This window comes from Nocardia sp. CY15 (assembly GCF_009829295.1).
Classification (GTDB): Bacteria; Actinomycetota; Actinomycetes; order Mycobacteriales; family Mycobacteriaceae; genus Nocardia; species Nocardia sputi.
The window spans coordinates 123,195-147,440 of the sequence record NZ_VUOT01000004.1 but is presented as its reverse complement, the minus strand read 5'-3'; the positions used below and the strand labels follow the sequence as shown (position 1 = coordinate 147,440).

Sequence of the window (24,246 nt, the reverse complement as noted above, 5' to 3'; positions counted from 1 at the left end):
CGCCAAACGGATTCATTCGAGACTACTACGTAGCGCCTGGTAGCGGGCGGTCCGAAGCGCAGTCGGGTCGCCGCTCGCATCAATTGTCTTCGAATAAGAGCGGGGGTTTACGAATGGAAGCTTGGGGCGACACTCCACTGTCACGGTGCCAGTTCTATCGGCGGGAATGCGGTCTGCCTGCCGTGATCGACCCTCCCGAACTCGGTCGGATCGTGATGCGTGCGGGATCGGTGTGGGCGATGACGATGCCCGCTCGGCTGGGGCAGGCGGTCAAGGCGCACATGCAGAGCAGAGGTGTGGCGCTGGGACCCGTTGTCGGGCATCCGCGTTCGGGACGGTGGACGTTTCTCATCCAGCCGGATCTGCCCGATGACGTGCGGCTGTTCGCCGAGTTGTTCCGGCTGGACGTGGCGGTCGCGCGGGCGGGAGCGACGATCGCGCTGCCTTCGCCCACAGCATCGGTCGGTGCGATCAGGCGCTGGATAGTGCCGCCGCGCAGTGGTTTCCGTCCCTCGGGTGCGGTCGTGGTCGAAGCCGTTCGGGCGTGGGCGGACCAGATGCCGCGTACTCGGCGGGGGTCCGGAATGGCTCCCCATGCCGGATGAGGAGATGCGCGCTCGGCGGTTCCTCAGCGTCGAGGAGTTGCGACCGGCTCGCGCACGATAATCCGCACTGGCCTGTCTCCGATCCCGAGAGTGCGAGGCAGGCGCTCGAGCTGCACCGCGACTGCGATTTCCTCTCCTGCGCGACGCTCGTCGCGGCCGTGATCGTCAGCCGTGAGAACTACCGATACTTTCGCCGCGCCTATACGAACGCCGTCGAAGCTCGACGGCATCGCTCGGCGCCAACTCTGGGATCAGGTGCGTGATGTGCGGCGATTCATCCACGAATTCATCGGAGACGGACGTTCACGTCAGTGTGTTCCTCCACGGTCTGAGGCTGGATTTCGCCGCGTGCGTCACGGCGGCGATGACGTTCGCGCGGGAGTGGCGGCACGCGCATTACCCGGATGCGGTGGAGATCCTTCTCGATGGAGTAGAGGGCTTACCTCGTTTACCTTGCAAACGCTTGTACTGCGAGCGTCCGCTCTACCCGCCGACCGGAGGTGAACGAATGCCGACCTCCCGTGCCGCTACGCCGACTCCGAGTCCGGACAGTCGGCAAATCCGGAAAGGTCCGGAGTCGGACTTCGAGATTCGCCAGGGTGGGTCCGATCAGCGCAGGTGAGTGAGGGCACGACAAGGAGAAGGGGTGGGGATCTCACCCCGAAGGAACGACGTCGGCGCGACGCCCATCAGCCTGCGGAAGTCGGCCGTCATATGGGACTGGTCGTAATAGCCCGTGGCGGCCGCGAGGTCGGCCCACGGTGTGTCTTCGGCTCGGGAGAGAACGCGCCGAAGGCGGGCGATACGGACGAAGTGCTTAGGAGAGACGCCGATTCCGCTGGTGAACAGGTTGCGGAGCTGACGCTCGCTGACGGAGAGCCGCGCGGCCAGCGCGGCGATCGGGAGTGGGTGGTCGGCTCCGATGGCGGCCACGGCGGCGGTGAGCAATCGGCGGTGGGCGCGGTAGGCCGGGTTGTCGGGAATACGGCGCGGCAGCTCGTCCTCGAGGTACGCGACGACCTCGTCCTGTTCGAGTTGGATCAGCTCGGTGGCCAGGTGAGCGGCAGGACCGGGCAGGTCGCGCAGTCGCACCACGCGATCGGTCAGGTCCGCCGCCGAAACCCCGAGCAGGGCGGGGACCGCACCCGGGGCCAACCGCAGCCGAAGGCAGCCCGCGGGTTTGCTCGCGCGCGAATAGATCGCCTTGGTCTGCGGCCCGACGACGAGCGCGACACGGGTATCGCCGGTCTGCGTCCGCATGCCGCGGGGATAGCTGTCGGCGTCCCCGCCCTCGCTGTGCTCGGCGCGGAGCACGATCGTGGCCGCCGTCTGCGGAATGTGCGCGAACGATTCGGGCAGGTCGCGCACCGTCGGGATGCGGCCGGATTCGGTCAGCCAGGCCCGCAGCGAATCCGGCGCCGGTGCGGACTCCTCCATCAGCTCGGCGGTCACGACGGACGGGCGCAGCAGGGTGGTCACCGCATCCACTGTAGGCAGCGCAGGCCCGGCGAGGTGTGCCGAAATTTCCTAGAGACCAGGGCGTATGCCCCGGCACGGTGGTTCGCATGATCGTGATCACCGGTGCCACGGGCACCATCGGAAGTGAAATAATCCGGCAGCTCGCCGAACGCGGTGAGCCGGTCCGGGCCGTGACGAGGGACCCCGGTCGTGCCCGGGTTCCGGCGGGCGTCGAAGTAGTGCGTGGTGACTACTTCGACCTCGCGTCCATCGCCGAGGCGATGAGCGGCGCGCGGGTGGCCTTCTTCGTCGGTGTGCTCGGACCGGAGTACGTGGAGGCCGATCGAGCCCTGATCACCACCGCTCGGGACGCGGGGGTCGGCCGCCTCGTCAAGCTCTCCGCCATCGGTACCGGCGATGCCGGACTCGGCCGCGTCGGCACGTGGCATCTATCCGGCGAGCAGGCCGCGCGAGACAGCGGCGTCGAATGGACGATCCTGCGTCCGAGTTCCTTCGCTTCCAATACGTTGAGCTGGGCTGATGCGATTCGCTCCGGGCAGCCGGTGCCGAATATGACCGGTGATGCCGCCCAAGGGGTGATCGATCCCCGCGATGTCGCCGGGGTCGCCGTCGAAGCATTGGTGTCCTCTGGGCACGCGGGCCGGATCTACGACCTCACCGGTCCGGAACTGCGCACCACCCATGATCTGGCCGCCACCTTGGCTGCCGTCGCGGGTCGTCCGGTGGATGTCGTGGACATTCCGGAAGCAGAGGCGCGCGAATACATGCTGGCGTCCGGAATGTCCGTCGAATACGCGGACGGGGCACTGGCGGGCCAGGCTTACGTGCGCGCGGGAGGCAATGCGATCGTCACCGCGAACGTGGCCCGAATTCTCGGCCGCGCGCGGACATTCGCCGAATGGGCGACCGACCATGCGAGTGCGTTCGGCGCTGTCGAAAGCGCACAGTAAGCTGTCTGTGATTGGCATCGCATCGAATTGCCGAATGCTGCCTGCTCGGCAAGGGTGACATGACCGGCCGAAGGGCCGGTGCGCTTACATGAAAAGGGGATTCGGATGCGTCGACGGGTCATGACCGTCTTGGTAGCGCTCGTTGCGGGAGGTTCGGCCGCCGCGTTCGGTGGCGCGAGTGCGTCCGCGGTGGCGGTGAACCCGTTCCCGGGTGGTACGGAGGTCTACTTCGACAACAACGAATCCGCGGCGATCGCCAACCTGAACCTCGGGCCCGCGCTGAGCCAGGTAGCCGTCGCTTGGTCGCCTGGAGCGAAAGCGCTGCTCGCGGAGGGCATCACCGAGCACGCCCGGTGGGCGGGCGAATCCCCGACCGGCGGGGTGTCGATTGAGGTGTACGGGTCGTTCCTGCGGCCCGATCTGGTCACGGTGACCACGCTGCGCGGCTGAGCTGTTTTTCCATTTCGGATTTCGGTGTGCCGGGGGTACGCTCGCCCATGGCGTTATGCGCATGCTTTGCCGGAATCGGCGTCACTCGGGCGTAGAGCTCGGGCGGCGGCTGCGAGCAGGCATGCGGCGACGCACCTGGCCGCTGGATGCCGCGCAACCTGCGCTGCGCGTTCGGCGAATGCCCACATGGAGACCTCCTGGCGGTTGCCCGGACGGGACGACACTACGCGTGCCGTCCCGTCCGGTGTTTTTCGTTATCGCGCTGTCGATCGGAAGCTACGCAGCCGCAGGCTGTTGGTGACCACGAAGACCGAGGAGAACGCCATCGCCGCGCCCGCGAGCATCGGGTTCAGCAGGCCCGCCATCGCCAGCGGGATCGCCGCCACGTTGTAGGCGAAGGCCCAGAACAGATTGCCCTTGATGGTCGCGAGCGTGCGGCGGGACAGGCGGATCGCGTCCGCTGCCGCCCGCAGGTCACCGCGGACCAGGGTCAGGTCGCCCGCTTCGATGGCCACGTCGGTGCCGGTGCCCATGGCCAGCCCCAGATCGGCCTGGGCGAGTGCGGCGGCGTCGTTCACGCCGTCGCCCACCATCGCAACCACTTTGCCCTCGGCTTGCAGCCGCTTGACCATGTCGACCTTGTCCTGCGGCAGCACTTCCGCGATCACCTCGTCGATGCCGACCTGCGCGGCGATCGCGTCGGCGGCTGCCCGGTTGTCGCCGGTCAGCATGATCGGTGTCAGGCCGAGGGCGCGCAGTTGGGAAACCGCCTCCGCCGAGGTCGCCTTCACCGCATCGGCCACCACGAGCACCCCGCGGGCCTTGCCGTCCCAGCCCACCGCCACGGCGGTCTTTCCCTCGGCTTCGGCCGCGCGCATCGCCTGGGTCAGGTCGTCGTCGAGGTGCTGTGACCAGTCGGCCAGCAGCCGGGCCCGCCCGACGAGCACCGCATGGCCGTCCACCATGCCCTGCACACCCAGGCCCTCGACGTTCGCGAAGCCCTCGACCGGCTTCAGCGAACCCACCCGCTCGCGGGCACCCTTGGCGATGGCCTGGGCGATCGGGTGTTCGGACGAGTCCTCCAGCGCTCCGGCCAGTTCCAGGATCCGCGAGACCTCCTCGCCTTCGGCGGGGACGACCTCGAGCAGGGTCATCTTGCCCGCGGTGATGGTGCCGGTCTTGTCCAGCACGATCGTGTCGACCCGCCGCGTCGACTCCAGCACCTCGGGGCCCTTGATCAAAATGCCCAGTTGCGCGCCGCGTCCCGTGCCGACCATCAACGCGGTGGGCGTGGCCAGACCGAGCGCGCACGGGCAGGCGATGATCAGCACCGCCACCGCGGCGGTGAACGCCGCGGCCACGGACCCGCCGGCGCCGAGCCAGAATCCCAGCGTCGCGACCGACAGCGCGATCACGATCGGCACGAAGATCCCGGAGATCCGATCGGCCAGCCGCTGCGCCTGTGCCTTGCCGGTCTGCGCGTCTTCCACCAGCTTCGCCATCTGCGCCAACTGGGTGTCGGAGCCGATCCTGGTCGCGCGCACCACGATCCGGCCGCCCACGTTGACGGTCGCGCCGACCACGGCGTCGTCCGCGCCGACCTCCACCGGCACCGATTCACCGGTGAGCATCGAGGCGTCGACGGCCGAGGAACCTTCCACCACGATGCCGTCGGTGGCGATCTTCTCACCGGGCCGCACCACGAACCGATCGCCGACCGCCAATTGCTCGACGGGAACGCGCTGCTCGGTCCCGTTGCGGAGCACGGAGACCTCCTTGGCCCCCAGCTCGAGCAATGCCCGCAGCGCGGCACCCGCACGCCGCTTGGCGCGCGCCTCGAAGAAGCGCCCGGCCAGGATGAATGTGGTGACGCCCGCCGCGGCTTCGAGGTAGATGCTGCTGGTGCCGTCCATCCGGGAGATGGTGAACTCGAACGGATGTGTCATGCCCGGGGTGCCCGCGGTGCCCCAGAACAGCGCGTACACCGACCAGCCCAGGGCGGCCAGCGTCCCCATCGACACGAGGGTGTCCATGGTCGCGGCGCCGTGGCGCAGGTTGGTCCACGCCGCGCGGTGGAACGGCAGCGCGCCCCACACCACCACCGGCGCGGCCAGCGTCAGCGACAGCCACTGCCAATTGGTGAACTGCAAGGCCGGGATCATCGCCATGGCGATCACCGGCACCGACAGCGCCAGCGAGACCAGCAGGCGGGTGCGCAGGGCGGCGGGGTCGTCCTCGGCGACGGCCTCCTCCGACCGTTCCGGCTGGGCGGGAAGGGCGGCGGTGTAACCGGCCTGTTCGACGGTCGCGATCAGCTCGTCCGGTGAGACGTCACCGGTGACTTCGACGCGGGCCTTTTCAGTGGCGTAGTTCACGGTGGCGGTGACACCGTCGAGCTTGTTGAGCTTCTTCTCGATGCGCGCGGCGCAGGACGCGCAGGTCATTCCACCGATCACGAGTTCGACCTGCCCGGAGGGCGGCGGTTGTGTCGCGGTGGTCATCGTGGTTGCTCCGTTCTGTGCGACGCGGTGCGGACGGTCGGCGGGTCAGTGTCCGTGACCGTGCGGCGCCGGCTGCTGACCAGTGTCTTCTTCGTGGGTCGATGCGTCCACGGCGGGGGTGCCCGGCGCGACGGTCAGGGTGAATTCGGCGGTACGGACCACGCCCTCGTGCTGGAAGTCGAGGAACAGGCGGTAATCGCCCGCGCTCGGCGCCGTGACGGCGAAGGTGATGTTCGGCCCGGCCGCGGTGACACCGTCGCCAGGGTGGCCTTCGGGATGGACGTGCAGGTAGCCCAAGTCGGCGGCGCGCAGTGCCACGAGGTGGCCGTAAGCCCCGAGGTAGGGCTGCAAGTCGGTCACCGGTTTGCCCGCGCGGCTCACCGAGAGCGTAACCGTCGAGGTCCGGCCGGGGACGACGACGCCGTCCAGCGTGATGGTGTAGTCGCCGACGGCGGCGGTCGAGGTCGCGGCAGGCAGGGGCCGGGGGTCGTAGGCGCCCGCCACCCGCAGGTCCGCGCCGAGAGTCAGGTTGTCGCCGCCCTCGGGAGTGAAGTCGGCGAATACCCGGTAGTCGCCGCCGCGGGGGAGATCGAGCGGGACGCTCCAGGTTCCGTTGCCGTCGAGCACCGGATGCACGTGCTGGTAGCCGACCATGTCGCGCCGCACGACGATCAGGTGCAGATCCTTGTCGTGGGTACGCACGTAGCGAGTGACGGCCTTTCCGTCCCGGTCGAGGATGCGCAAGTGCAGCGGCGCGTTCGCCGCGGCGGTGGTCTGGGTCGTGTCCAGCCGCAGGGTGTAGCCGCGGTCGGTTGCCATCATTCCTCCAGGTAGTGCGTCGGGGTGGACTTCACCCCGGTCGGCGGGGCCACCCTCGTGAGCTGCCGCGTCATGGGCGGCGGATTCGGTGGGCTCCGGCCCGATGACCGAACCGGTCGCGAGGGCGAGCCCGAAGATCGCGGCGAGGCCGAGGGCGAAGCCGCCGAATTTGGTGGATGCGTTCATCGGTGTGCTCCGTCCGTCAGTCGGCGACGGCGTAACCGGCGCGCTCCACGGCGGCGGTGAGTTCGGTGCGCTCCACCGGGTTCGCGCTCTCGACGGTCACCAGTCCGGCGGCGAGATCGACGGCGACGGATTCGACGCCGGAGATGCGGCCGATCTCGGTGCGCACCGAAGTGGCGCAGCCCCCGCAGGTCATGCCGGTGACGGTCACGGTGGTGGCGGTACTCATGGTCGTTCTCCTTGTGCGGTTGTCCGTGCTTCCTATTTACCTTACCCCCCTAGGGTATATTTTCGTCAAGCCCGGCGCAGACGAAAGCCCGGTCCGCGACGAAGGTCACGGGCCGGGCTCGGCGTGCGGGTCCGGAGGACGATCCGCATACTGCGGTCTTCCTGCTCTCTGCGTCCTGGATCCGTTTCAGGTGCCAGGCAGGCGGCGGATGAAGATGTGGCCCTGCTCGCGAGTGCCGCCCCGCAGAGTTGTCGCGGGACGGCAGTTGCTCGGTTCGAGTGGAATGGTCGGGCGCGAGCGGTGGCTGAGGGCGCTGCTCACGGATGCCGCCCCGCTGGGGTGTCGCGGGGCGGCAGTGATCAGGTCGAATGCAGGTTGCGTGCCGTGGGTGAGGTTTCGGTCGTGGCCGGGTCGGGATAGGTGCCGAACAGGCGGTCGGCGGTGCCCGAGCTGGTGACCGTGAACCAGTAGTGCTCGTTCTTGTAATGGTGATGGCGATGGTTGCGCCAAACCGCCCGGTACAGCGCGCGTTTCGGCTTGTAGTCGGTGTGGATCAGGTAATGCGTCCACTCGTAGCCGAGGCCGAGCAGGGTGATGGTGATCAGGAAGGTCAGCCCGAGGCCCAGGCGCGGGAATGCGAACACACCCAGCGCGATGAGCACGACGACCAGCACCGACAGCGTCTTCGTCGGGATGAAGATCAGCGGGATGTCGCGCGGATCGACATGGTGCTCGCGATGCTTGCGGGCCAACTCGCTGTCGATCGCGATCGGACCGAGCCGCCGTGGCCGCCAATGCAACACGGTGACGTGCACGATCCACTCGAAGACCGGGAAAGCCGCCAGCATCACGGCGGGAACCAGCAGATCCGTCGGCTGCCAATCGCCGACGACGAGCCGGGCGATCAGTGCGCCCACCAGCGTGGTCCCGATCATCCACGGCGAGGGGTGGCGGAGGAATTCGGCGAAAGCCTGGCCGAGGGTGAGTCCACGGCGCAGCGCCCGCTCGTCGCGGCGCACCCGCGCCCGTGCCTGGACCTCGACCGGATCGCGATCGGATGCCTTGGGTTTCGTCATGGTGGTTCCTAGCTGTGCGTGACCGGCGGTCCGCCGAGGACCTCGATCAGAGCGGTGGTCGCCGGCTCGAGCAGCGCTCGAGCGCTGGTGGCGGCCTTCTGTGGCCGGCCCGCCACGATGGCGGCGGCCAATTCGCGGTATGCCTCGACGTTGCCCACCTCGGCGGACATGATCGGGGCCAGCGCCGCGAGCGCCGGTTCATAGGCGGCGCGCAACATGTTGAACATCAGCCGGAACACGATCGAGTCGGCGGCGTCCACCACGTGATCCCAGAACTCCATCGCGTGCCGCTGCTGGGCGATCGGATCTTCTTCGGCGGCGAGCGCGTCGACCGAGGCCTCCAGCAGCGGGCGTACCTCGTTCGCTCCGACCGCTCCGACCCGGCGCGCGGCCAGCTCCGCCACCTTCGGCCCGTTGTGCAGCCGGGCCTCCAGAATGCTGCGCGCGACGGCCGGGTCCAGTTCCCCGGCCTGTACGAGCAGCCTGGGCAGCACCTCCAGCCCCGCGCCGCGCCGATAGTCCAGCACCGTCGTGGCGTCTCCCTGCCGCACGGAGACCAGCCCGGCGGCGGCCAGCCGCTGTAGCGCCTCTCGGACCGCGGGCCGGGACACGCCGAGCGCCTCGGCCAACTGCCGCTCACTGGGCAATGTCGCTCCGGGCGCCAGCTCGCCGCTGAGCACGTCCGCGGCGATCTGTTCGAACACATCCGCCGACACCGACCGCTTGACCACAGGTTGCAACGCCATGGCTCCACTGTGCGCCTTACTGGTCAGGAGGTCAAGTGGTCAGACCAATTCGGTCGCGGGCGTTGTCGGACGGGCTGCTCTGGTAGCGTCCGGCGCCGTGAGTGAAATCCCCACCGCCGCTGACGAGTCGCGGTTCTGGAGCATCGTCGAGTCGGCGTGGGAGCGGACAGGCGCCGAGCCTGCCGCGCTTCGGAAAACATTGATCCACCGGGAGAACGACGACGAGGCATACGCCATCGACGAGCATCTGAACGCGTTCCTCGACCATCTGCGTGCGCTGAGTGCGGGGCTGTCGGCCGAGGAACTCACCGTGCTGGACCGGGTGCTGGAGCGGAAACTGTACGACATCGACCGCGCCGACATCCAGCAGGTCACGGACGGCTCGGACGACGGCTTCCTGTACTGCCGGGGGTTCATCGTCGCGATGGGTCGTGACTTCTACGACGCCGTGGTGGCCGACCCCGAAGTGGCTGTGCTCGACGCGGAGTGCGGGGCCATGTGCTACTTCTTCGCCGATCTGCACCGAGAACGGTTCGGCGGCTTCCCGGCCACCGGTTCCGGCATTTCCCGGGAGAGCGTTTCCAATCCGGCCGGTTGGGGACTGACGAAGTAGCATCCGCCCGATTTCACGTGGGGTCGGAGCCTCCGATGGCGGAGAGCCAGATCGAGCACCCGGCGGCGACGGTGGTGGCGGCGAGGAAGGCGGGAAGGCCGCCCCCGTCGAGGTAGACCCACAGGAGCGCGGCGATGGGGGCGGCGACGGTGGATTGCGCGTCGAGCAGGAGTCGGCGGCGCAGCCGGGTGGACTTCGCGATGAGAACGGGCGCGTCGGGGTCGGGACGGGTGGGGTTGTCGATGAGGCGGCCGGGCGGCTCGACGTCGCGGATGCGTCCGGACGGGTAGAGGCGTCGCCCGTCGACGTGGATCGCGCGGTCGAGTTCCGCCTCGTTCTCGGTAAGGGTGACCAGTGCCGGGTCGAAGTAGACCGGAAGCCAACGCGGCCGGCCGGTGCCTTCGACCTGCAACCACGACCGGCTGACCAGGCGATGTTGCTGTCGGAGGCGAGTCACCCGCGCCGTTCGCGCGCTGCCCGAGCGCCAGAACGGAAGCGCGCCGAAGGCGACGGCGAGCCGATACCCCGTGTAGCCGACGATGCCGAGCGCGACGGCCGAAATGGCCGCCACTTGATCCAGAGTGCCGAACGGCGCCCAAGCGGCACAGACCGCCAGGGCGCCGAGCGTCACCGTGAGTGGATAGGCCAGCGGGTGGCCCGATCCGAAACTCACTTCAGGAAACCGATTTTCGTGTAGTCCAGTGACGCGAGACCCGCGGCGCCGTAGTTCGCCAGGTCGGCGCGCACACCGACGTTGCCCGCGGACTGCATCAGCGGCAGCGAATGGCCTTCCTCGAACACCGTGCGGTCGACCTGGTTCGCCAGCTCCATCGCCTTCTTCGGGTCGAGTTCGGACACCGTCTGCTCGATCAGCGCGTTCAACTCCGGCGACCCGATGCGGCCGTAGTTGCCCTGCAGATCGTTCGGGTTGTAGCCGTAGATCTGGTTCAGGCTGCCGAGCGGGAACGGGTCACCCACCCAGGTCCACTGCCCGACGTCGAAGTTGCCCGGCTGGATCACCTCGGTGAAGAAGCCCCTGCCCGGCTTGGTCTCGATGTTCATCTTGACGCCGATCGCGGCCAGGTTCTGCTGGATGATCTGCGCGATCTGCACCCAGGTGTCCTCCTGGTACATGACGTCGCGGAACTCGAGTTTGCGGCCGTCCTTCTCGCGGACGTCGCCGTTGAGCTTCCAGCCCAGGTCGTCGAGTTCCTTCGCCGCGGCCGCCGGGTCGAAGCCGAGGCTGTTGTCCTGGTAGCCGGCCTGACCCTGGATGTACACGTGGTTGTTCAGTGGCTTCGGGTTCTCCACCAAGCCGTTCTGGATGGCGGTGACGATGCCCTGCCGGTCGATCGCCTTCGAGATCGCCACGCGCAGCTTCTGGTCGGCGAGGATGGAACCGGGAGCCCCGTTGAACGTGAAGTGGTTCCAGCTGTTGCCGGGAGCCCGCCGGATGGCGATGCCGGGGGTGTCGCGCGCGGTGCGCAAGTCGTCGCGCGTGCCCAGCCCGACCGCGTCGATCTCGTTGTTCTGCAGCGCGGGCAGTTGCGCGGCGGCGTCGAGCACGCTGAAGGTGATCGTGTCGAGCTTGGGAGTGTCACCCCACCACTTCGGGTTGCGGCCGAGCACGATGCGTCCCTGCGCCCGGTCGGTGGACTGCACGATGAACGGTCCCGCGGTCAGCGTGATGCCGTCGACGAGGCTCTTGTTGAACGCCTCGGGCGTAGCGGTGACGGACTTGGGGAACAGGAAGGTGTTGCCCGCGAATTGTCCCCGCCACTCGGCGTAGTGCTTTTTGAACGTGATGATCGCCTGCCGGTCGTCGACGCCGCGTTCGACCTTCTCGACCCGGTCGAAGCCGCTGTTGTTGGCGATCAGGAACGACTTGTCCGCGCCGCTGAGCGCGTTGGCCTGGGACTGGATGTCCTCCCAGGTGATCGGGGTGCCGTCGGACCACACCGCCTTGGGATTGATCGTGTAGGTGACCTGCTGCGGTTCGGTGCTGGTCAGCTGGATGTCGGTGAAGTAGTCGGTGTTGATCGACAGCTCGCCCGCCGCGTTCGTGCGGAAGGCGCGTGGCATCATCGGCCGTTCGAGGGCGCCGGTCTCGGCGTCGTTCCCGTCGTTGGACAGGGCGTTCCAGTTCGCGGGGAACGCCGAGATCGCCAGCCGCAGGTTGCCGCCGTCGCGCAGCTCGCCGACGTCGTGCGGGTTGATGTCGTTGGTGGTGCCGAGTTCGGCGGCAGAGCCCGCGGGAGCGCCCTCGTCGTCCGAACTACATCCGGAGGCCACCAATCCGATCGCGACGGCGGCGACCGCCAGTCGTGTCGTCAGTGAACGAATCCGCATGGTCCGCTCCTTCCCGCAGCGCTGCTGCGTGTCTACTTCAGGAAACCGATCTTGGTGTAGTCGTAGGACGCCAGTCCGGGAGACCCGTAGTTGGCGATGTCGGCGCGAACGCCGAAGTTTCCCTCGGATTGGGTCAGCGGTAGTGAGTGGCCCTCTTCGAAGACCGCGCGATCGACCTGATTGGCCAGTTCGATGGCCTTCGCGGGATCCAGCTCCGAAAGGGTGCGATCGATCAAGGCGTTCAGCTCCGGCGACCCGATGCGACCGAAGTTACCTTGTAGGTCGTCAGGGTGGTACGCGTAGATCTGCGGGAGGCTGCTCAGCGGGAACGCGTCGCCCGAGAAGATGAACTGGGCGGCGTCGAAATCACCGGGTTGGATGACGTCGGTGAAGTAGCCCGCGCCCGGCCGGGTGTCGATCTGCAACCCCACCCCGACGGCCGCCAGGTTCTGCTGGATGATCTGCGCGATCTGCACCCAGGTGGGGTCGTTGTACATCACGTCGCGGACGACCAGCTTGCGGCCGTCCTTCTCGCGGACGTCGCCGTTGAGCTTCCAGCCCAGATCGTCGAGTTCCTTCGCCGAGGCTGCCGGATCGTAGCCGAGACTGTTGTCGCGATAGCCCTCCTGCCCTTGCAGGAAGACGTGGTTGTTCAACGGCTTCGGGTTCTCCACCAGGCCGTTCTGGGTGGCGGTCGCGATGCCCTGCCGGTCGATCGCCTTCGAGATCGCCACGCGCAGTTTCGGGTCGGCGAGGATGGAGCCGGGGGCCCCGTTGAACGTGATGTGCCGCCACCGGTTACCCGGCGCCCGGCGCACGACCAGCCCCGAGGTGCTGCGGACGGTCTTGACGTCGTCGATCGTGCTCAGCCGCACCGCGTCGAGTTCGTTGTTCTGCAGTGCGCCCACCCAGGCCACTCGATCGAGCACGCTGTAGGTGATGGTGTCCAGCTTCGGCCGCTCGCCCCACCACTTCGGGTTGCGAGCCAAGACGATGCGGCCCTGGGCACGGTTGGTCGACTCGACCACGAACGGGCCCGCCGTCGGACCCATGCGGTCGACCAGGCTGTGGTTGAACGCCTCGGGATCGCCGGTCACCGACTTCGGGAACAGCGCCATGTTGCCGGCGAACTGGCCGCGCCACTCCGCGTACGGCTGCTTGAACGTAATGACGGCTTGCCGGTCGTCGACGCCCCGTTCGACCTTCTCGACCCGGTCGAAGCCATTGGAGATAGCGATCAGGAAGCGCTTGTCGGCGCCGCTCAGCGCGTTGGCCTGAGAGCGGAGGTCCTCCCAGGTGATCGGGGCGCCGTCGGACCACACAGCCTTCGGATTGATCGTGTAGGTCACCTGCTGCGGATCGGTTCCGGTCAACTGGACATCGGTGAAGTAGTCCTTGTTCACCGTGAGCTGGCCCGCGGCGTCGGTGGTGAACGCGCGCGGCATGAGCGGCCGCTCGATGTCGCCGATCTCGCCGTCGTTCCCGTCGTTGGACAGCGTGTTCCAGTTCGCCGGGAACGACGTGGTGGCCAGGCGCAGGTTGCCGCCCTCGCGCAGTTCGTCCGGGCTCCTCGGATTGATGTCGCTGGTGGTGCCGAGCGCGTCGGACAGCCCCGTCGCCGACTCGGCGCCGTCCGCGCCGCACCCCGCTACCACGAGTCCGAGCGCGACGACCGGAACCGCCCAGCGCGCCGAGCGTGGCCGGGTGCAGCCTCGCGTGGATCGGATCCGCATCGCGCTCTCCTCTCTACCGACTCACGGCCGGCACCGGCACCGCATCGATCAGCGCCCGCGTGTACTCGTGTGTGGGCGCCGCGAAAATCTGCTCCGCCGAACCGTATTCCACGATCTTGCCGCGATACATGACGGCGATGTCGTGCGCCAGGTTCCGCACCACGGACAGGTCGTGCGAGACGAAGAGGTAGGACAGGCCGCGCTCGGTCTGCAGGTCGCGCAACAGGTTCAGCACACCCGCCTGGATGGAGACGTCCAGGGAGGAGACCGGCTCGTCCAGCACCAGCAGCTCCGGATCCAGCGCGAGCGCGCGGGCGATGCTGATGCGCTGCTTCTGGCCACCGGAGAAGTCGGCGGGGTAGCGGTCGGCGTGTTCCGGGCGCAGCCCGACCTGCTCGAGCAATTCCGGTACCCGGCGAGCGATTTCGGCCCGTGACCGCCCGTCGATGCGCAACGGCTCGGCGAGCGCGTCGAAAACCGGCAGGCGCGGGTCCAGCGAGGCGGTGGGATCCTGGAAGACGATCTGCATCTTCCGGCGGATCTCCCGCCTGCGCGCCTTGCTGAGCGAAGCGACGTCGCTGCCCATGATCTCGATGGTGCCCGCCTGTGGGGAAACCAGGTCGAGGATCTGCGTGAGCGTGGTGGATTTACCGGAGCCGGACTCGCCGACCAGCGCCAACGTGCGCCCGGCACGCACCTCGAAGCTGATGCCGTCGACCGCCCTGACCTCGCCCTTGCGACGGCGCAGCAGCACACCCGAGGTGATCGGGAAGACCTTCACCAGGTCCGAGACCCGCAGCACCACCTCCGAATGCACCTCTGCTTCGGCCTCCGGCTCGGCGATCTCGCGGCTATAGGCCTCGAACAGCGCATCCGTGCCCACCTCGGCAGTGCGTATGCAGGCCGCGCCGTGCCCGGGATCGATCGGCTCCAGCGGCGGTTCCGCGGCCCCGCACTCTTCGATCGAGATCGGGCAGCGCGGGGCGAACGAGCATCCCGGCGGCAGCGAGTGCATGGCGGGCGGCGCACCGACGATCGGGATCAGCGGACGCCGCGGCGGGCCGTCCATACGCGGGATCGAGCCGAGCAGTCCGACGGTGTAAGGCATCCGCGGCGCGTTGAACAACGCCGTGGTGGTAGCGGTTTCGACGATCTTGCCCGCGTACATGACCGCGACGCGGTCGGCCAGCGTCGCGGCGATGCCCATGTCGTGGGTGATCATGATGACACCCGCTCCGGTGATGTCGCGCGCCTTGCGCAGCAGGTTCAGGATCTGCTTCTGCACGGTCACGTCGAGCGCGGTGGTCGGCTCGTCGCAGATGATCAGCCCCGGATCGTTCGCGATCGCCATCGCGATGACCACGCGCTGGCGCTGGCCACCGGAGAACTCGTGCGGAAACGCCTTGGCCCGCACCTCCGGATCCGGGATGCCGACCAGGTCGAGCAACTCCACCGCCCGCTTCGTGGCTTCGCTCCTGCCCATCTTCCCGTGCGCGAGCAGGGCTTCCGCGATCTGCTCGCCCACCCGGTAGACCGGTGTGAGCGCGGAGAGCGGGTCCTGGAACACCATGCTGATGGAACTGCCGCGCAGCTTGGACAATTCGCGATCGCCGAGACCGAGCAGCTCCCGGCCGCGGAACCGGATCGACCCGGTGATCCGCGCCTGCTCCGGCAGCAACCCCATCACCGCCAGCGAGGACACCGACTTGCCCGAACCGGACTCACCGACGATGGCGAGCACCTCGCCGTCGGACACCGTGTAGGTGACTCCGCGGACCGCGTCGATCCGGCCCTCCTCGCTGGGGAAGGACACCCGCAGATCGGTGATCTCCAGCAGTGGTGCGGCCGCGGTCGTCTCGGCCTTCTTCTCGGTGGCGCCCGCGCCTGTCATGCTCGATCCTTCTTCTTCTTCGACCGTGCCCCCTTGGCGCCGGGATCGAACGCGTCGCGCAGTCCGTCGCCGACCAGGTTCGCGCAGAGCACCGTGAGGATCAGCAGACCGCCGGCGAACAGGAACAACCAGGGATAGGTCAGCGCCGATTTGGTGCCCGCCGCGATCAGCGAACCCAGCGACACGTCCGGCGGCTGCACACCGAAACCGAGGAAGCTCAACCCGGTCTCGGCCATGATCGCCGAGCCGACGGTGAGGGTGGTGTCGATGATCAGGATCGAGGCGATGTTCGGGATGACGTGGCTGAGGATCACCGTGCGGGTGGGCGCACCCATGTACCGTGCGGCCCGGACGAATTCGCGATCACGCAGACTCAGGGTCAGGCCGCGCACGATCCGCGCCGAGATCATCCAGCCGAAGCAGGACAGCAGGACGATCAGCAGCAGGATGGAACCGCTGCCCTTGGTGCGCGGCGCGAACAGCGCGATGATGATGAAGCTCGGCACCACCAGCAGCAGATCGACCAGCCACATGATCGCGCGGTCGGTCCAGCCGCCGAGCAATCCGGCCAGCGAACCGGCGGTGGCCGCGATCGTGGTGGACAACAGCGCGACGCACAGGCCGATCACCAGGGATTTCTGCAATCCGCGCAGGGTTTGCGCGAGCACGTCCTGACCGATCTGGGTGGTGCCGAACGGATGATCCAGGCTCGGCGGTTGCAACAGGGCCGTGTAGTCCAGTTGCTGGTAGTCGTAGGGCAGCAAGGGCGGCAGCGCGAAGCTCGCGACGAACAGCGCGATCAGGACCAGGCCGCCCGCGACGGCGGGCTTGTTGCGCAGGAACCGCCGCAGGACCAGCTTGCGCCGTCCGGTCGCGGTGACCTCCGGAGCGCCCTGGACGATGATTTCGGCTTCGGTCATGCTGCCCCTCCTACGGGCCGGTCGCTCATCCCACACGCACCCTGGGGTCGAGGAACGCGTACACGATGTCCGACAGCAGACCCGACACCAGCACGACCAGTCCGGCGAACGCGGTGACCGTCACCACCACGTAGAGGTCCTGGGCGTTGATCGAGTCGACCAGCCATTCACCGACGCCGTGCCAGCCGAAGATCTTCTCGGTGAACGTCGCTCCGGTGATCAGGCCGCCGAGGCTGTAGGCGAACAGCGTGGCCATCGGGATCAGCGCCGTGCGCAGGCCGTGCTTGTACAGCGCCTTGCTGCGAGTGAGGCCTTTCGCGCGGGCGGTGCGGATGAAATCGCTCTGCAACACATCCAGCATGGCATTGCGCTGGTACCGGCTGTAACCGGCCATGGCGCCGAGAGCCAGCGCGGTGGTGGGCAGGATCAGATGCTGGACGCGGTCGAGCAACTGCGGCCAGAACCCGTCGATCCTGCTCGCCGACGTCTCGCCGGTATAGAGGAAGATCTGCGATCCGGTGAGCGAATTGATCTCCAGCGCACCATATTTCAGCAGCGTCGCGAGCAGGAACACCGGCGTGCTCAAAACGAGCAGCGACACCACCGTCGTGAAGTAGTCGCTGAATTTGTATTGCCGGATCGCGCCCGCCGCGCCGATCAGAACGCCGAGCACCGTGCCGACCAGTGAGCCGACGATCAGCAACCGCAGGCTCACCGCCACCCGCCGTGGCAGCTCCTCGCTCACCGGCTGACCGGCGAGCGTGGTGCCGAAGTCGCCGTGCGGGATCCCTTTGATCCAGGTGAGGTAGCGCTCCGGAATCGGGTCGTCGAGATGCAACTCTTCGGCCTTGGCGTCGATCACTGCCTGTGGCGGGCGCGGATTGCGTTGTTCGAGACTGTCCAGCGGCCGGAACGTCAGAGACGCCAGACTGAACGTCAGGAACGAAGCCAGCAGCAACAGCACGACATAGTTGAGCGCGCGTCGTAGCAGGAAGCCGGTCATCAGTCCTCTGGTCTTTCGGCTGGACGTGCCAGCGTCGGTATTAGTCCCCGATCATAAGGACGTGCTTGCGGGCGCGCGTGCCACATGACATCCGGGCATGTCCGAGTATCGTCCGGCCACGGGGGCCGGGCACGGGCCCGGAGTCGTCCGGCAGGATGGAATGGGTGACGCCCCCGCACCTGCCCAAGCCGAAGATGGTCGCCACCGATGTGGACGGCACGCTCATCGATCACGACGAGCGGGTGACCGCGCGGACCAAGGCGGCGGTAGGCGCCCTGATCGCCGACGGTGTGCCGTTCGTGCTGGCCACCGGGCGGCCGCCGCGCTGGATCGATCCGGTGGTGCAGGGCCTGGGCTACGCGCCGCTGTGCGTGTGCGGCAACGGCGCGGTGATCTACGACAGCGCCACCGACCGGGTGCTGGCCAGCATGACGTTGGACGTGCCGACGCTCGCCTGGCTCGCCGACCTCGCCGAGCGGGCGTTGCCGGGCTGCGGTCTCGCGGCCGAACGCGTCGGTGAGAGCGCGCACGACGCGGTGACGCCGCAATTCGTCAGCTCGCCCCAATACGAGCACGCCTGGCTGAATCCCGACGACACCTCGGTCGCCCGCGAGGAGGTCATCGACGCGCCCGCCATCAAGATGCTGATCCGACTACCGGGCGCGCGCAGCTCGGACATGCGCTCGGTGCTCGCGCCGCTGATCGGCGAGCGAGCCGACATCACCTACTCGACCGAGCACGGGCTCATCGAACTGTCCGCGCCCGGCATCACCAAAGCCGCCGGTCTGACCGTGGTCGCCCAGCGGCTCGGCGTGGACGCGGCCACCATCGTCGCGTTCGGCGACATGCCCAACGACGTCCCCATGCTCACCATGGCGGGCCACGGCGTCGCCATGCGCAACGCCCACCCCGAAGCCCTGGCGGCCGCCGACGAGATCGCCGAATCGAACTCCGACGACGGCGTCGCGCGCGTCCTCGAACGCTGGTGGGTATGAGTTGTGTTCGATTCGCCGCGCTTTCGCGCTGTCTGTCCGCGGCCCTGACGCGGAACGCGTATCGAAACGACTCGGAGCCCGGCGTATAGCCGAGCTCCGAACCGTGTGTCATCTGCGAAGTTGTTCTGGTTCAACCCTCGGGTGAGGGTGAAGCGGCTGGGGCCACCGCGGCCGGGTCGGTGACTGCGGGTGCCGAGCCGTGAGGGGTGTGAACGGCAGCCGGGTCTTGTGTGTTCGCGGGCGCCGGACCGATCGGGGTGGGACTTCCCGCCGGAGCGGGTGGCCGGGGGAGCGGGGTACGCGCCTCTGGAACCTGGTTGACAGCTGGTGCGGGGGCACTACCGGGAATAGAGACCGACGGGGCCGAGGCATCGCCCGGAACTGGGGTGCCGCCCGGAGCGGGCGCATTGCCCGAAGCCGGGGCACTGCCGGGAGCTGGGGCACTGCCGGGAGCTGGGGCACTGCCGGGAGCCGGGGCACTGCCGGGAGCTGGGGTGCTGCCAGGGACCGGGCCACTCCCGGGAACTGGGGTGCTGCCGGGAGCGGGGGTGCTGCCAGGGGCCGGGGCACCGTCCAGAACCGGCGCGCTCAGGTGAGCCGGTTCGCGGTCAGGAGCTGGGGCGCTCACCTGAGCCGGGGCGCTGCCCGGAAGCGGGGCGCTCATCTGAGCCCCGACCGGTTCGCGGCCCATCTGTTCCTGGTATGTGTCGTTGTAGGTCTTCCACACTGTGGTGACGATGCCGGTGAGCTGGTTGAGGATCAGGGAGCCGCGCTCGAAGTCCGCGCGCAGGCCGTCCGGGACCGGGTAGGCGTTGCGCAGCGGTAGCCCGAGGACGCCCGTTTCGGCGCCGAGTTGCAGGAAGCGGTCCAGGATCGTGCCGAGAACCTCGACGACCCGACCGTCCGCCGCGGTGTAGACGTATCCGTTGGAGAACTTCGCGTACTGCCGGCCCTGTGCGGTGGGCAGCACGTCGGACCGGGCGGTGCCGAGTGGTCCGTTCGGTCCGCCGGAGTGCGACCAGTGCCTGGCGATGATGTTGTCGTGCACCATGTTCAGCAGCTTCGTGGTCAGCGCCGCGAGATCCGCCACGTCGGATTCGTCGATCGCGGGAAGTTGGCTGTTGTGTCCGCCCGAGGCGCCCGGAGTGCCTGCGGCGATGTCGCGGATCCGATCCATCAGCGCGTATGCGGCGTCGCCGGGGCAGGTGGTGTTGCCGACGTCGCGGTGTGCGAAGACGATCGGCAACCGCACCGCCTCGCCCCGGGCATACGGAGTGAACGAGGTGCCCTCCGAGTACATCGTGGTGGAGCCTTTGGGGTCCAGACCGGCGACCTTGGTGCGCCAGCCCACGAAAGCCCCGATCGCCTCGATCGCCGCGTCCGTCGGTTGTTCGGACTCGTAGTTGCCCATCAGCGCGACGCCCGAGGTGTTCTCGTTGAAGCCGCCCGCGTGTGCACCCTGCACGGGCCGGTCGAGACCGCCGGAGCGTCCTTCGAAGACCTGACCGTACTTGTCGACCAGCGCGTTGTACCCGATGTCGCACCAGCCCAACGTCTTCGCGTGATAGGTGTAGATCGCGCGGACGATCCCCGCCGACTCGGACTTGCTGTAGTCGTTGCGGCCCGCGGTGTGGTGCACCGTGACGCCGCCGAGGTTGTCGTCATAGGTCGGCTGGTCACAGCGGATGGACTCGTCGGCGCCCCACTGGGCGCGGGTGATGACGCTCGGCCCGCCTGGCAACGGCGCGGCGACGTCGTGCAGCGAGCCGTCGACGGCGCCGCGGCCCGGATCGATGAGCACGGCGGTCAGGTCTGCGACCTGCTGGGCCGGATCGTCCGGCCGCGGGACGGGTTGTCCGGCCGGAGTGTCCGGCTGGGCCGGATCGTCCGCGATCGGGCCAGGCTGCGCCACCGGCCGGATCGTCGGAGCCGCTGATTGCTCGCGGGTGACCAGCACCTGTACGGCGTTCGTGTTGCCGACGTAGATCGGTTCGGTCCCGTCGGTCGCGCCCGGGCCGGAACGGTCGGTGCGATGGGTGTCGACCGGTTCGGTCTCGTACCACGGCCCCCACGTGCCGTCGGGCTGCCGAGCGCGGATCGTGGCCTTGGTGTCCGCCAGCTTTTCGGCGGTGAGCGCGACCATGCTGAACGGCGTGTCGCTGGAGAGTTCTTTGACCTGGGCCCCCACCTGGCTCATCAATTCGGGGGTCACAGCCCCAGGAGACAGCGCGGGAGTGTCGGGCGTGGTTCCGGGCTGGAGCCGGCCGGGATCCGCGATGAATCGGACACTACCTGTGGTGGGTTGGGAAATTGTCTGAGCAGGAAAATTCGAGTTTTCGGCCCGCTGGCTCGAAGCGATCTCCGGGACGGAGGTTTGGTCGGAATTCGAGCTGGGTAGTCGTATTCGCTCGGATAGCCGTCCATCCGGTGGTAGCGGTGGTCGGTCCGGCATCGCGATGGACTCCGGAGTCGGCAGCATGCGCAGGTCGGAAAGGCGCAGCTCAGGCAGGGCCAGCCCGGTGAGTTCGCGCAGCGGTAAGACGATATCGGGAGCCTGCGTGAGCGCTACCTCGGCCAGTTCGGCCGATACGGCGGCCAGTTCGCTGTTGGTGGCGGTGCGGTAGTCGGTGGAATCGCTGGGCGCGAGCGTGGCGAGCGGGGCCGCGACCGCGAGGGTGGTGACCACCGGGAGTACGTAGGGACGTTTCGGTTTGCGGTACCGCACGAGCGTCTCCAATCAGGTCGAACCAGTGATCATGAGTGATTCCGGGGTTACTTCCTGATGTATCAATGGTCACAATAGCCACAATTGTCACATTGCTAAACCTCTTGTTGAGGATTATGTGATTGCCTGAATGTAGCTCGTTGATTGCGCGTGGTCGGAGAACGTGTCCGAAAGGTTACGGATCAACCCCGTCCTGGAATGTCCTGGCAAGTGAACGAATGCATCGTAGAGCGAGCGTGCAGGGGACAAGAGTGCTGGTAATAAGGAGTTTCTTCGAACGTCGATCCCGGATGCGGAGTCGGCGAACCATCCGCCGCGCAGCGCTGAACTCCATGTTGCTCAGCGGCATCGGGCTTATCGCTGGCACAGTGCTGTCCAGCTGGCCGGAAGGGGCTCCCTACCGACCTTTGGTCGGGCCGGGGCACGGGCGCGGCATGAGTCAGGTCGGTGCGTTCGAGAGCGCGCGGCAGGGCTGGGGAGCCGAACGCATCCTCGCGCGCTACTACCCCGGTGCGGCGCTCGCCACCGTCGCGCCCGCAGCCGTCCGGGTGCGGCTCATGGCGCAGGACGACTCGTCCCTGGACGCCTTCGCCGCCGCCGGTGCGCGGGTGGCGGGCCGGGAAGTCACACCCGGCCAGGCCGCGCACCTGACGCCTCTGCCGGGCGGTGGCGCGAATGTGGTCGTCACGCACGGCTGCGACGGCGAGGTGCTGTGGCAGGCAGCGACCGACGACCCCTGGATTCACCCGATCGATCCCAGCCCGAATCGCCCTGCGGCGGAACATCTCACGCTGTGTGGTGGTTCGGCGTATCGCGGTGCGCTCGGCGTCGCCCTCGAGGACGGCGCGGCCCGCACGATCAACCAGGTGGACGTCGAGGACTATCTGCTCGGTGTGGTCCCGGCCGAGGTGCAGGCCAACTGGGCGGACAAAGGCGCGGCCGAGGCGCTGCGCGCCCAGGCGATCGCGGCGCGTTCGTATGCCCTTGCCGAACAACGTTATCCGTACGCGCGGACCTGCGACACAACTGCCTGCCAGCGGTATCCGGGTACCGCGAAGGAGGATTCGCGAACGTCGGCAGCGGTCGCGGCCACGGCAGGCGCCGTATTGCTGCGCGAAGGCCGGATCCTGCGGGCGGAGTACTCCGCCGCGCCGGACGGTGCGGAACCCGCCGGCATCGACACTCTCGACGTCGGCCCCGCGCCCGGTGAGCTGGTGACCACCGCCCCCACCGAGGATCCGCGCGAGCAGGCGTCGGTTACCGAGTCGGCGATCGACGCCGAATACCGCCGCATCGGCGGCGCGAGCAGCGGAATCGGTGCGCCGCTCGGTCCCGAGATGATCCTGCCGCAACGGGCGGGCACCTACCGGCACTACACCAACGGCGTCATCGTCGTGACGCCCGCGCTGGGCGCGCAGGTCGTCGACTACTCGCGGATGTTGCAAGTGGTGCCGGAAGCACCAGGAGCACAGGGGATCCCGCCCAGTCACGCACCTGCTGCGGGTGACTCGCCTCGACTTGGCGGTGCGGTGGGACTTGGTGGTGCGGCGGGATTTGGTGGTGCGGCCCAGCCTGGTGGGGCGACGCAGCCCGGTAGTGCGGCCCAGCCTGGTGGGGCGACGCAGCCCGGTGGTGCGGCCCAGCCTGGTGGTGCGGCCCAGCCTGGTGGTGCGGCGCAACCCGGTGGTGTGACGCAACCCGGTGGTGTGACGCAGCCTGGGGGTGTGGCGCAACCCGGTGGTGCGGCCCAGCCTGGTGGTGCGGCCCAGCCCGGAGGGGCGGCCCAGCCCGGAGGGGTGACTCACCCCGGCGACGCGGCCCAGCCCCGGAGGGCGACTCAACCGACGGTGTCGCCGCACTAGGCGGTACAACGACGTCCGCTGGGCGTCCGCCAATGCTGGGGCGGTGCCCGCTGATGGCAGCGGCCGTAAGCGGGCACGGCCTCTGGCAGGCCGATGATTCGCCAACCGAGGTTCCAGCCGATCTGGTGTCTAGGGCACGGATTCTTTTGATGCGGCTGGTGGTGGCGCGGAACTCACATAGCGGGCTTTCGGCAGCCGCGTCCACGTTCGCGCTGCGCTGGCGGTCGAGAAATCGCGGCGAATCAGGGGTTGACCTTGACGTAACGTCAACTTGCATGCTCGTTATACCGACGAGAGCAAGGAGGGAGGACAGGTCATGGTCACCGGGGAATGGTCCATTCAGGATCTGGCGAAGGCGGCCGGTACCACCAGTCGCACGCTGCGTCACTACGGGCAGCTCGGGCTGTTGCCGCCCAGCCGGATCGGCGCCAACGGGTACCGCTACTACGACCAGGGCTCCCTCGTGCGGTTACAACGCATCCTGCTGCTGCGCGAACTCGGCCTCGGCCTTCCGGTCATCGCCGAAGTCCTCGCCGGAGAGCAGGACACCGCCGCCGCGCTGCGCACGCACCTGCAACTGCTTCGGCAGGAACAGGATCGGATCCGGCGGCAGATCGAGTCGGTGCAAACCACGCTGCACAAGACGGAAAGAGGTGAACAACTCGTGGCAGCAGAAGTTTTCGACGGCTTCGACCACACGAAGTACAAGGACGAGGTGATCGAGCGCTGGGGCAAGGAGGCCTACGAGAGCGGCGACCGCTGGTGGCGCTCGATGTCCGACGCGGACCGGAAGGCCTTCCAGCAGACCCATCTCGACATCGCCGCCGACTACGGCCGGGCGCACGCCGACGGGCTCGCGCTCGACAGCGACGAGGTGCAGGCCATCGTCCAGCGCCACTACGACTGGATCGGCGTCGGCTGGCAGGGGCGGCCGGTGGTGAAGGAAGCCTTCATCAACCTGGGCGAGATGTACGTCGCCGACCCGCGCTTCGCGGTCAACTACGACGTGCACGGCGCGGGCACCGCCGAGTACGTGCGGGACGCGATGAAGATCTACGCCGAGCAGCGGCTGTAGATCCCGCCTTACCGACGGCCGGTACGCGCACCCGCGTACCGG

At 68.1% G+C, this 24,246-nt stretch carries 20 protein-coding genes; 7 read left to right on the top strand and 13 right to left on the bottom strand.

Translation table 11 applies throughout. From position 1 onward, the window contains the following. The first annotated feature begins 113 nt into the window (after positions 1–113). The gene (locus GVY39_RS08560) at positions 114–605 is read left to right on the top strand and encodes a DNA-directed RNA polymerase subunit beta (RefSeq protein ID WP_159922425.1); all 492 of its coding nucleotides are present in this window, start codon (positions 114–116) and stop codon (positions 603–605) included. Between the two features lie 609 nt (positions 606–1,214). On the opposite strand, the gene GVY39_RS08555 is transcribed toward GVY39_RS08560, so the two are convergent. Then, entirely contained in the window at positions 1,215–2,084 is an 870-nt protein-coding gene (locus GVY39_RS08555) for a helix-turn-helix domain-containing protein (protein WP_201295180.1), read from the bottom strand. Between the two features lie 86 nt (positions 2,085–2,170). Here GVY39_RS08555 and GVY39_RS08550 point away from each other — a divergent pair, with 86 nt between their 5' ends. Next, a complete protein-coding gene (locus GVY39_RS08550) occupies positions 2,171–3,034 on the top strand; it encodes an NAD(P)H-binding protein (protein WP_159922427.1) in 864 nt (287 codons plus the stop codon). Between the two features lie 120 nt (positions 3,035–3,154). After that, positions 3,155–3,484, top strand: coding sequence for a hypothetical protein (locus GVY39_RS08545; protein WP_159922429.1), 330 nt, complete (start codon positions 3,155–3,157; stop codon positions 3,482–3,484). Positions 3,485–3,738: 254 nt separating this feature from the next. On the opposite strand, the gene GVY39_RS08540 is transcribed toward GVY39_RS08545, so the two are convergent. The 5 genes from GVY39_RS08540 to GVY39_RS08520 form a co-directional block, all read right to left on the bottom strand. Next, positions 3,739–5,985, bottom strand: a complete 2,247-nt coding sequence (locus GVY39_RS08540) for a cation-translocating P-type ATPase (protein WP_159922431.1) — start codon at positions 5,983–5,985, stop codon at positions 3,739–3,741. 45 nt (positions 5,986–6,030) lie between these two features. After that, positions 6,031–6,990: a hypothetical protein gene (locus tag GVY39_RS08535; RefSeq protein ID WP_159922433.1), complete on the bottom strand. Its 960-nt coding sequence runs from the start codon at positions 6,988–6,990 to the stop codon at positions 6,031–6,033. A gap of 16 nt (positions 6,991–7,006) precedes the next feature. Further along, positions 7,007–7,216, bottom strand: coding sequence for a heavy-metal-associated domain-containing protein (locus GVY39_RS08530; protein ID WP_159922435.1), 210 nt, complete (start codon positions 7,214–7,216; stop codon positions 7,007–7,009). A 359-nt stretch (positions 7,217–7,575) separates the two neighbouring features. Further along, a complete protein-coding gene (locus GVY39_RS08525) occupies positions 7,576–8,292 on the bottom strand; it encodes a sterol desaturase family protein (RefSeq protein ID WP_159922437.1) in 717 nt (238 codons plus the stop codon). An 8-nt stretch (positions 8,293–8,300) separates the two neighbouring features. Continuing rightward, complete coding sequence (locus GVY39_RS08520; protein ID WP_159922439.1) at positions 8,301–9,038, bottom strand: FadR/GntR family transcriptional regulator; 738 nt, start codon at positions 9,036–9,038, stop codon at positions 8,301–8,303. A gap of 97 nt (positions 9,039–9,135) precedes the next feature. On the opposite strand from GVY39_RS08520, the gene GVY39_RS08515 reads away from it, so the two are divergent. Beyond that, positions 9,136–9,651, top strand: coding sequence for a DUF4240 domain-containing protein (locus GVY39_RS08515; protein ID WP_201295181.1), 516 nt, complete (start codon positions 9,136–9,138; stop codon positions 9,649–9,651). A gap of 13 nt (positions 9,652–9,664) precedes the next feature. Here GVY39_RS08515 and GVY39_RS08510 read toward each other — a convergent pair whose 3' ends face one another. Genes GVY39_RS08510 through GVY39_RS08485 form a run of 6 tightly spaced genes read right to left on the bottom strand, consistent with a single transcriptional unit; the run spans position 9,665 to position 17,547 of the window. Further along, on the bottom strand, positions 9,665–10,324 hold the full coding sequence (locus GVY39_RS08510) for a hypothetical protein (protein ID WP_236565351.1): 660 nt from the start codon (positions 10,322–10,324) through the stop codon (positions 9,665–9,667). Then, entirely contained in the window at positions 10,321–12,000 is a 1,680-nt protein-coding gene (locus GVY39_RS08505; protein WP_159922443.1) for an ABC transporter family substrate-binding protein, read from the bottom strand. The genes GVY39_RS08510 and GVY39_RS08505 overlap by 4 nt, the downstream gene beginning before the upstream one ends. Before the next feature lie 32 nt (positions 12,001–12,032). After that, positions 12,033–13,733: an ABC transporter family substrate-binding protein gene (locus GVY39_RS08500; RefSeq protein ID WP_159922445.1), complete on the bottom strand. Its 1,701-nt coding sequence runs from the start codon at positions 13,731–13,733 to the stop codon at positions 12,033–12,035. A 13-nt stretch (positions 13,734–13,746) separates the two neighbouring features. After that, positions 13,747–15,624, bottom strand: coding sequence for an ABC transporter ATP-binding protein (locus GVY39_RS08495; RefSeq protein WP_159922447.1), 1,878 nt, complete (start codon positions 15,622–15,624; stop codon positions 13,747–13,749). After that, a complete protein-coding gene (locus GVY39_RS08490; RefSeq protein ID WP_159922449.1) occupies positions 15,621–16,544 on the bottom strand; it encodes an ABC transporter permease in 924 nt (307 codons plus the stop codon). Before GVY39_RS08490 ends, GVY39_RS08495 begins: the two co-directional genes overlap by 4 nt. 25 nt (positions 16,545–16,569) lie before the next feature. Beyond that, the gene (locus tag GVY39_RS08485) at positions 16,570–17,547 is read right to left on the bottom strand and encodes an ABC transporter permease (RefSeq protein ID WP_159922451.1); all 978 of its coding nucleotides are present in this window, start codon (positions 17,545–17,547) and stop codon (positions 16,570–16,572) included. A 155-nt stretch (positions 17,548–17,702) separates the two neighbouring features. Between GVY39_RS08485 and GVY39_RS08480 the strand changes: the two genes are divergently transcribed. Next, positions 17,703–18,542, top strand: coding sequence for an HAD family hydrolase (locus GVY39_RS08480; protein WP_159922453.1), 840 nt, complete (start codon positions 17,703–17,705; stop codon positions 18,540–18,542). A gap of 130 nt (positions 18,543–18,672) precedes the next feature. Here GVY39_RS08480 and GVY39_RS08475 read toward each other — a convergent pair whose 3' ends face one another. Continuing rightward, positions 18,673–21,267, bottom strand: a complete 2,595-nt coding sequence (locus GVY39_RS08475; protein ID WP_159922455.1) for an N-acetylmuramoyl-L-alanine amidase — start codon at positions 21,265–21,267, stop codon at positions 18,673–18,675. A 434-nt stretch (positions 21,268–21,701) separates the two neighbouring features. Between GVY39_RS08475 and GVY39_RS08470 the strand changes: the two genes are divergently transcribed. After that, the gene (locus tag GVY39_RS08470; protein WP_236565352.1) at positions 21,702–23,129 is read left to right on the top strand and encodes a SpoIID/LytB domain-containing protein; all 1,428 of its coding nucleotides are present in this window, start codon (positions 21,702–21,704) and stop codon (positions 23,127–23,129) included. Between the two features lie 316 nt (positions 23,130–23,445). Further along, positions 23,446–24,204, top strand: a complete 759-nt coding sequence (locus GVY39_RS08465; RefSeq protein ID WP_159922457.1) for a MerR family transcriptional regulator — start codon at positions 23,446–23,448, stop codon at positions 24,202–24,204. The last annotated feature ends 42 nt before the right edge of the window (positions 24,205–24,246 follow it).

What these genes read in the sequence shown, in the direction of transcription:
- GVY39_RS08560 (WP_159922425.1), top strand. Translation starts at nt 114, where the DNA reads ATGGAAGCTTGGGGCGACACTCCACTGTCACGGTGCCAGTTCTATCGG.
- GVY39_RS08550 (WP_159922427.1), top strand. Translation starts at nt 2,171, where the DNA reads ATGATCGTGATCACCGGTGCCACGGGCACCATCGGAAGTGAAATAATC.
- GVY39_RS08545 (WP_159922429.1), top strand. Translation starts at nt 3,155, where the DNA reads ATGACCGTCTTGGTAGCGCTCGTTGCGGGAGGTTCGGCCGCCGCGTTC.
- GVY39_RS08540 (WP_159922431.1), bottom strand. Translation starts at nt 5,985, where the DNA reads ATGACCACCGCGACACAACCGCCGCCCTCCGGGCAGGTCGAACTCGTG.
- GVY39_RS08535 (WP_159922433.1), bottom strand. Translation starts at nt 6,990, where the DNA reads ATGAACGCATCCACCAAATTCGGCGGCTTCGCCCTCGGCCTCGCCGCG.
- GVY39_RS08530 (WP_159922435.1), bottom strand. Translation starts at nt 7,216, where the DNA reads ATGAGTACCGCCACCACCGTGACCGTCACCGGCATGACCTGCGGGGGC.
- GVY39_RS08525 (WP_159922437.1), bottom strand. Translation starts at nt 8,292, where the DNA reads ATGACGAAACCCAAGGCATCCGATCGCGATCCGGTCGAGGTCCAGGCA.
- GVY39_RS08520 (WP_159922439.1), bottom strand. Translation starts at nt 9,038, where the DNA reads ATGGCGTTGCAACCTGTGGTCAAGCGGTCGGTGTCGGCGGATGTGTTC.
- GVY39_RS08505 (WP_159922443.1), bottom strand. Translation starts at nt 12,000, where the DNA reads ATGCGGATTCGTTCACTGACGACACGACTGGCGGTCGCCGCCGTCGCG.
- GVY39_RS08500 (WP_159922445.1), bottom strand. Translation starts at nt 13,733, where the DNA reads ATGCGGATCCGATCCACGCGAGGCTGCACCCGGCCACGCTCGGCGCGC.
- GVY39_RS08495 (WP_159922447.1), bottom strand. Translation starts at nt 15,624, where the DNA reads ATGACAGGCGCGGGCGCCACCGAGAAGAAGGCCGAGACGACCGCGGCC.
- GVY39_RS08490 (WP_159922449.1), bottom strand. Translation starts at nt 16,544, where the DNA reads ATGACCGAAGCCGAAATCATCGTCCAGGGCGCTCCGGAGGTCACCGCG.
- GVY39_RS08485 (WP_159922451.1), bottom strand. Translation starts at nt 17,547, where the DNA reads ATGACCGGCTTCCTGCTACGACGCGCGCTCAACTATGTCGTGCTGTTG.
- GVY39_RS08480 (WP_159922453.1), top strand. Translation starts at nt 17,703, where the DNA reads ATGGAATGGGTGACGCCCCCGCACCTGCCCAAGCCGAAGATGGTCGCC.
- GVY39_RS08470 (WP_236565352.1), top strand. Translation starts at nt 21,702, where the DNA reads ATGAGTCAGGTCGGTGCGTTCGAGAGCGCGCGGCAGGGCTGGGGAGCC.
- GVY39_RS08465 (WP_159922457.1), top strand. Translation starts at nt 23,446, where the DNA reads ATGGTCACCGGGGAATGGTCCATTCAGGATCTGGCGAAGGCGGCCGGT.